Genomic DNA, 1,260 nt, shown 5'->3' on the forward strand with positions numbered 1-1,260 from the left:
ATTACTTACCACCATACAGCCCAAACTTAAATCCAATAGAGCGACTTTGGAAAGTAATGAATGAGCATGTGAGGAACAATTTTTATTTTTCCTCCAAAGCGGCATTTACCTCTGCAATCAAAAACTTTTTCGATGTGACGTTACCAAAAGTTGCAGACTCACTTGCGTCCAGAATTACGGATAATTTTCAGATATTGAAACCAGCATCTTCACGTTGAACGGGTATAGACAATATAGGAGCCGAAATATGAGCGAGTTAACCAACCCATTTATGCATTTCCAAATCATTAAAGACTACCGACAAGAAAGCAAAGTAGAGCACAAATTATCAGATCTTATTTTGCTGACAATTTGTGGTGTTTTTTCGGGTCATGATGGCTGGGATGGCATTATCGATTTTGGCAATGCTCGCTTAGATTTCCTCAAACGATATGGTCACTTTGAAGCTGGTATTCCTTCTGCAGATACGCTGTCTCGTGTGATGGGCATGATTAATCCGGCAGCGTTGCAAAGAAGCTTTATAGCCTAGATGAAGGACTGCCATACACTGACGGATGGAGAAGTCATCGCCATCGACGGCAAAACACTACGTGGCTCTTATGACCGCTCTAAAGGTAAAGGAACGATCCACATGGTGAACGCTTTTGCTACTGTAAACGGAATGAGTATCGGCCAACAGAAGGTTGATAGTAAAAGTAATGAAATTACCGCGATCCCCAAGCTACTTGACTTGCTAGAGGTAAAAGGCTTCTTGGTTACAATCGATGCAATGGGATGCCAAAAGAAAATAGCGCAGAAAATCCTCGATAAAGAAGCGGATTATTTGTTGGCAGTTAAAGGAAATCAGGGAATGCTTGAGCAAGCCTTTGATGATTATTTTCGAATGAACATGCTTCAAGACTTTGATGGCCGCTCTTACAGTACACAAGAAAAAAGTCACGGAAGAATCGTCTGTGGCGACAGAGCAAGATGTGAGTATTCGTTACTATATATGTAGAAGCCCAAACGTTGCTTGAAGCGACGCGTTCTCATTCGTTCTCATTGGGGCGTAGAGGCCATGCATTGGTCGCTTGATACCGCATTTTGTGAGGACAACTCTCGTATAATAGTGGACGATCGAGCAGAGTCTTTAGCAAGGATCAGGCAGATGTGTTTAAGCCTATTAAAGAGCGAAACCACATCTAAATGCTGTCTCTTGATCACAAGTCCTGTTCAAGAGACAGAGCGAGTTCGTAGCCTTCAAGGATGACTTGTAGTTTG

Annotated in this window: 3 protein-coding genes; all 3 read left to right on the forward strand. The window is 42.3% G+C overall.

Annotated elements, in window-relative coordinates; translation table 11 throughout:
• Nucleotides 1-218, forward strand: a 218-nt coding sequence (locus AACR75_RS01155; protein WP_047691461.1) for a transposase, incomplete at its 5' end; no start/stop codon positions are given.
• A 29-nt stretch (nt 219-247) separates the two neighbouring features.
• Nucleotides 248-529, forward strand: a complete 282-nt coding sequence (locus tag AACR75_RS18555) for an ISAs1 family transposase (RefSeq protein WP_052190366.1) — start codon at nt 248-250, stop codon at nt 527-529.
• Nucleotides 530-997 carry an ISAs1 family transposase gene (locus tag AACR75_RS18560; protein ID WP_047691464.1) on the forward strand — a complete coding sequence of 156 codons (468 nt, stop codon included), beginning with the start codon at nt 530-532 and terminating at the stop codon, nt 995-997.
• The last annotated feature ends 263 nt before the right edge of the window (nt 998-1,260 follow it).

Source organism: Vibrio sp. ZOR0018 (assembly GCF_963865925.1).
GTDB classification, from domain to species: domain Bacteria; phylum Pseudomonadota; class Gammaproteobacteria; order Enterobacterales; family Vibrionaceae; genus Vibrio; species Vibrio anguillarum.

Coding starts and splice junctions, on each gene's coding strand:
- AACR75_RS18555 (WP_052190366.1), top strand. CDS start 248: ATGAGCGAGTTAACCAACCCATTTATGCATTTCCAAATCATTAAAGAC.
- AACR75_RS18560 (WP_047691464.1), top strand. CDS start 530: ATGAAGGACTGCCATACACTGACGGATGGAGAAGTCATCGCCATCGAC.